This is a genomic window from Streptomyces sp. 13-12-16 (assembly GCF_002114215.1).
Classification (GTDB): domain Bacteria; phylum Actinomycetota; class Actinomycetes; order Streptomycetales; family Streptomycetaceae; genus Streptomyces.
The window spans coordinates 1,730-7,658 of the sequence record NZ_NCTE01001008.1; the positions used below are offsets into that span (position 1 = coordinate 1,730).

Sequence of the window (5,929 nt, forward strand, 5' to 3'; positions counted from 1 at the left end):
GCCGAACATCAGGGCATAGCCCTCCAGATGGGCGCGCAGCCGTTCGCCGTGGAGGGCCGACGCCTCACCGTCGCCCGCGAGATGGGCGTCGAGGACCGGGTACAGGTGCAGGGCCCAGCCGTTGTAGTGGTCGAAGGCCCGTCCGTCCCCGTCGGCGTACCAGCCGTCGCCCCGGTACCAGCTCTCCAGCAGTTCCAGCGCCCGCTGCCGCGCTGCGGCCGTCTCGGCGTCGCCGCGTCCGACGGATTCCAGGAACCCGGCGACCGTGTACGGGAAGAGGTACCAGTTGTTGGGTGCCGGGGTGTGCCGCAGCGCGCCCCGCAGCCACCGCTCCGCGCGGTCCTGCACACCGGGGTCGAGCCGCTTCCACAGCCAGGGCGCGGTCAGCCGCAGGCCGAGCGCCACGGACGCCGACTCGACCATGGGCTGGCCCTGCACGTCGTGGTCGAGGATCAGCGGCCAGGACTCGGTGTCGTCGCGGCCGGGGGCGCGGGTGCCGGCGGCGAGTCCGCTCGCGTACCGCTCCAGCAGTCCGTGCGGGTCGTCCCCTTCCGCGCCCGCGACGCGGAAGGCGGCGGCGAGGAACGTCCTGGCGTAGCCTTCGAGGCCGTCGGAGCGCACTCCCGAGCGGGAGGGGCGTCCCGGCAGGTCCAGCAGCGCGCAGCCGGGGGTGCTCCAGCGCCAGGCCGCCGCGAGGAGTCCGTCGGCCACGGCCTCCCAGTGGGCGCGGGTGTATCCGGTGCGGGGGCTGACGTCGTGGTCGTCGGCGGGCAGTTCGAAGGGGGCGTTCATGCCAGGAAGGCCAGCCTTTCGCGTCGTACGGGATGGAGGAAGCCCTCTTCGGAGGTCCAGCGCGCGATCTCGGAGAGGGCGAGATCGGCCAGCCGGCGCCACTCGTTGCCCTGGGAGCCGGCGAGGTGGGGGGTGAGGAGAACGTTGTCGCACTCCCACAACGGGTGCTCGGGCGGCAGGACTTCGGGGTCGGTCACGTCGAGCACGGCACGGATGCGGCCGACCAGCGCGGCGTCGGCGAGCGCGTCCTGGTCGACGACCGCGCCGCGCGCGGTGTTGATCAGGACGGCGCCGGGGCGCATGGAGTCGATCAGTTCCCGGCCGACCAGCCGGCGGGTCTCGGGCAGCAGCGGGGTGTGCACGCTCACGGTGTCGCCGCGCCGGAACAGCTCCGCCAGGCCGACGCGTTCGACGCCGAGTTCCCTCGCCCCGGCCTCGTCGACGAACGGGTCGTACAGCAGCACGTCGACGTCGTGCGGGCGCAGCAGGTCGATGACCCGGCGGCCGATGAGGGAGGCGGACAGGATTCCGACGGTACGGCGGTGGTTGCCGACCGAGCGGGAGGTGCGCAGCCAGTCCGGCCGGGTGCGCGAGGCGCGGTAGTCGCGCGCGCTCTCCAGGACCTGTTTTCCGGTGAGCAGGATCATGGCGAGGGTGTACTCGGCGACCGGGACGGCGTTGGCCGCGGCGGCGGAGGACACCTCGATGCCGCGTTCCCAGCAGGCGTCGGTGACATGGCCGCGTACGCTGCCCGCGGTGTGCACGACGGCCCGCAGCCGGGGCGCCGTCCGCAGCACGTCCGCGTCCAGGGGCGGGCAGCCCCAGCCGGTGACCAGCAGGTCGACACCGGCGAGCACGGTGCGGGCGCGGGGCGTGGCCAGGTCGTCCAGGACCGGGAGCGGTGCGAGGTCGCACAGCGCGGCGAGGGTCGCGAGCGAGTCGGCGTCGAGGACCGCCGAGGCGACGTCCGGGGACATGGCCAGTGCGGCGCGGGGGCGGGGGCCGGGCGTGGACTCGGTCATGGTGGCGGGGCAACTCCTTGTGCGGGCGGGGTCACTTCACGGCGCCGGCGGTCAGGCCGCTGCGCCAGAAGCGCTGGAGCAGGGTGAAGGCGAGGATGAGCGGCAGCACGGCGAGCAGTGACCCCATGATGACCACGGGGTAGTACTCCGGCGAGACCGACGCGGAGCTGTTCCACTGGTACAGGCCGAGGCTGACGGGGTACAGGTCCTGGTCGGACAGCATCACCATGGGCAGGAAGAAGTTGTTCCAGATCGCGGTGAGCTGGAAGAGGAAGACGGTGACCAGGCCCGGGCCGAGCATCCTGAGCGCCACCCGGACGTAGGTGGTCAGCTCGCCCGCGCCGTCCATCCGCGCCGCCTCCAGCACCTCGTCGGGCACGTAGCCCCGGCTGAAGACGCGGCCGAGGTACACGCCGAAGGGGTTGAACAGCACCGGGACGAACACCGCCCAGAAGGTGTTGACCAGGCCGGTCCCCGAGGCCATCAGGTACAGCGGCAGCGCGAGCACCGTCTGCGGCACCATGACCGCCGCGAGGACCAGGCCGAACAGCTTCTCCTTGTGCCGGAAGCGGTACTTGTCGAAGGCGTAGCCGCAGGCGACGCTCACCAGCGCGCCGAGGGCGGCGCCGAGGACCGCGTACAGCAGGCTGTTGACGTACCAGCGGCCGTACAGCCCGCCGTCCGTGGCGAAGAGGTCCTGGAGGTTGCGGAGGAAGGAGAAGTTGCTCAGGGACAGCAGGTCGCTGCCGAACAGCGCGTCGCGGTTCTTCGAGGCGGCCAGCACCAGCCACAGCACCGGCAGCAGCGTGTAGAGGACGGAGACCGCGACGACCGTGTTGACGGTGGCGCGGCCCAGCAGCCCCGGGCGGAGCGGGGAGCTGTCGGTGGCGCTCATCGGGCCTCCTGGGAGACGTCGGCGCGGCTGGTGAAGCGGGTGACGCCGTAGGACAGGGCGACGGTGCAGACGAGCAGGACGACCGAGGCGGCCGCCGCGAGGCTGTAGTTGTTGCGGGTGAAGGCCGCGTCGTAGATGTACATGCTCGGTGAGAACCGGGAGCTGATCATCGGGGAGGACTGGCTGAGCAGCATGGGCTCGGTGAAGAGCTGGAGCGCCCAGATCAGGGTGAAGATCGCGACCATGACGATGGAGGCGCGCACCAGGGGCGTCTTGACCTGGAGTGCCGTGCGCACCGGTCCCGCGCCGTCCACCACGGAGGCCTCGATCACCTCGCGGGGCACGGCCTGCAGGGCGGCGTAGAAGACCACCATGTTGTAGCCGAGGTTGCTCCACAGGGCGATGTTCACGATGGACGGGATCACCGTGTGGATGCCGAGGAAGTCGATGGTGACGTCCGCCCGGGCGAACAGTTCGATCACCGGGCTGATGCCGGGCGTGTAGAGGTACAGCCAGATCAGGGCGGCGATGATGCCGGGCACCGCGTGCGGCAGGAACAGGCCGAGCTGGGCGAAGGCGCGCAGCCTCACCACTCCGGAGTCCAGCAGCAGGGCGAGCGCGAGCGCGCCGGCGACCATGAGCGGGATGTAGACCAGGCAGTACAGGGCGACGGTGCCGAGCCCGCTCAGGAAGGTGGGGTCGGTCAGGACGGCGGCGTAGGAGCGCAGGCCGACGAAGACGGTGCGTTCGGGTCCGAAGCCGAGGCCGGGCTGGTCGTCGCTGTAGAAGCTGAGGTGGACGGCGGTGCCGACGGGGATCAGGAAGACGGTGACCAGCAGGACGAAGAACGGCGCCATGAGGACGCCGCAGGCGGTCAGCTGACGTCGTTTCGCCGCCCTGCGGGCGCGCGGCCCGGAGGCGGAGGACGCCGGTGCGGTGGCGTCGGGGGTGCCGGCCGGCACCCGGTGCCGGGTGGTCGTGGTCATGGGGTGTCACCTGCCTTTCGTCGGCTCAGGTGCTGTGCCGGGTGGTGGACAGGCCCAGGGCCCTGAGGTCGGGCATGGTGCCCTCCTGGGCGGTGCGCAGGGACTCGACGAGGGTGCCCTGGCCACCGCCGACGCGGGCGAAGGAGTCCTGCATGACCTTCTGGGTCGCGCTCATCCGCGGTCCCCAGAGCCAGTTCCCGCCGATCTTCTCGGCCTCCTGCTCGAACAGGGTGTAGATGTCCTGCCCGCCGTAGTACGACCGGTCGAAGGCGTCCCGGCCCACGGGGACCAGGCCGGGGGCGGCCGGGTACTGACTGCTGCTGCCGCTGGAGAGGCGGGCGCGCAGGGCGTCGGGGTGGGAGACCTGCCACTCGATGAACTCCATGGCCGCCTCGGGGTGCCGGCTGTCCTTGGTGACCGCGAACGTCGAGCCGCCGTGCGTGCCGACGGAGGGGTCGCCGGTGTCCCACTGCGGCAGCGGGGCGATCCGCCACCGGCCCTTCTGTCCGGGCCGCGCGTTCATCTGCGCGCCGGCGTCCCAGGCGCCGCTGAGCCGGGTGAGGACCAGGCCGTCTCCGATCTGGGCGTCGGACTGCCGGCTCTCGACGGCGTTCACGAAGACGTCGTCGCGGTCGATGAGCCGCTGCCAGTAGTCGGCGACCTTCCGGGAGGGCGCGTCGGCGAGGGAGACGTTCCAGGCGCCGCGTGAGGTGTCGAACCAGCGGGCGCCGGCCTGCCAGGCGTACGCGGCGAACTGGGTCATGCCGTCGGTGGGGAACAGCACCAGCCGCCGGCCGGGGGCTTCGCGGCGCACGGTCGCGGCCTGTTCGGCGAACTCGTCCCAGGTGCGCGCGGCCCGCAGCCCGTAGCGGTCGAACAGGTCGGCGCGGTAGTGCATCACCATCGGCTCGACGTCCAGCGGCACGCTGAACACCCGGCCCTCGAAGGTGGTCAGCCCGAGCGCCTGCGGCAGCAGTTTGCGGCGCAGGCCGTCGCCGACCAGGTCGGTGATGTCGCGGGCGACGCCGTCGATGGCGTACCCGGGGACCTGCGGATACTCGATGGTGGCGACGTCGGGCGCGTTGCCGGCCCGGGCGGCGTTGCTGAGTTTGGCGTAGCCGCCCTGCCCGCCGGAGGGGATCTGCTGGAACTCCACCTGGACGGTCCGGTGGGTGCGGTTGAACGCGTCGACCACTTCCTGGCTGCCGCGCAGGGCGGACCAGAAGGTGATGCGCGTGGTGGAGCCCGTGCGCGCCGACGAGGCGCCGTTCCCCCCGCTGCAGGCGCTCACGGCTCCTGTCAGGGGTACGGCGGCCATCGCGGCGAGCACGGACCGGCGGCTGGGTCGTCCGGGCATGGCGCCTCCCGCGGCTCCTGCGTGTCGGGGGACACGCCTGTTCGGGACACGGGAATCCTCAACGCTCGGCCGGCAAACGGTCAATAGATCGATCAGAAGAAAATGAAACGTTCAAACGCTCATCGCGTTCATCGTGTTCATTCGATGACGCCGGCCCACGCCCGGGTGGATCCGCGCACGCTCAGCGTCGGCAGCAGCTCCGTCCGCCGCACCGGTCCCCCGCCACCGCGCGGGGCGCCGAGCCGCTGGAGCAGCAGCTCGGCCGCGGCCCGTCCGACCTCGGCCTTGGGCGGGGCGACGGCCGTCAGCGGTGTGGTCCCGAGCCCGGCCACCACGTCGTCGTACGCCACGACCGAGCAGTCCCCCGGCACCCGTACGCCGTTGTCCGCGAGCCGCTGTACGAGCATCAGCGCGTCCACGTCCCCGTGCAGCACCGCCGCCGTGGCCCCCACCTTGCGCAGCAGCGCGGCCAGCTCCGCCGTCTCCTGTGCCGTGTACGGCCCGTCCTGGCCGGCCTCCGGGGCGCACAGCGCCCACGCCCACTCCTCCACCAGCGGATGCGCGTCGGCGATCCGGGCGCACGCGGACCGCAGGGTGCGCGCGGTGGGGCTGTCGTCGCGGGTCGCGAACACGATCCGCCGGTGGCCGAGTCCCACCAGGTGCTGCACGGCGAGGTGGACGCCGTAGGCGTGGTCGGAGCAGACCGAGTCCATCGCGTGCAGCGCGCTGCCCGGCCGGGGGCGCCGCTCCATCAGCACCGCGGGCACGTCCAGCGCGGCGAGCCAGCCGTAGTCGCCCTCCTCGTCGGCCCGGGTGCGCCAGCGCGGGGCGAGCAGCAGGCCCGTGGCGCCGTCCGCGAGGGCCCGCTCCACCAGCG

General features: G+C 72.4%; 6 protein-coding genes. All 6 read right to left on the reverse strand.

Features of this window, described 5'->3' with window-relative positions; all coding sequences use genetic code 11:
* A partial coding sequence (locus B7767_RS34125; RefSeq protein ID WP_143652782.1) for a DUF2264 domain-containing protein occupies window positions 1-792 on the reverse strand: 792 nt, incomplete at its 3' end.
* The gene (locus B7767_RS34130) at window positions 789-1,814 is read right to left on the reverse strand and encodes a hydroxyacid dehydrogenase (RefSeq protein WP_085575481.1); all 1,026 of its coding nucleotides are present in this window, start codon (window positions 1,812-1,814) and stop codon (window positions 789-791) included. The genes B7767_RS34125 and B7767_RS34130, both read right to left, overlap by 4 nt.
* 31 nt (window positions 1,815-1,845) lie before the next feature.
* Window positions 1,846-2,709, reverse strand: coding sequence for a carbohydrate ABC transporter permease (locus tag B7767_RS34135; protein ID WP_085575482.1), 864 nt, complete (start codon window positions 2,707-2,709; stop codon window positions 1,846-1,848).
* The gene (locus B7767_RS34140) at window positions 2,706-3,695 is read right to left on the reverse strand and encodes a carbohydrate ABC transporter permease (protein ID WP_085575483.1); all 990 of its coding nucleotides are present in this window, start codon (window positions 3,693-3,695) and stop codon (window positions 2,706-2,708) included. Before B7767_RS34140 ends, B7767_RS34135 begins: the two co-directional genes overlap by 4 nt.
* Window positions 3,696-3,720: 25 nt before the next feature.
* Window positions 3,721-5,052, reverse strand: coding sequence for an ABC transporter substrate-binding protein (locus B7767_RS34145; RefSeq protein ID WP_085575484.1), 1,332 nt, complete (start codon window positions 5,050-5,052; stop codon window positions 3,721-3,723).
* 137 nt (window positions 5,053-5,189) lie between these two features.
* A partial coding sequence (locus B7767_RS34150) for a substrate-binding domain-containing protein (protein WP_085575485.1) occupies window positions 5,190-5,929 on the reverse strand: 740 nt, incomplete at its 5' end.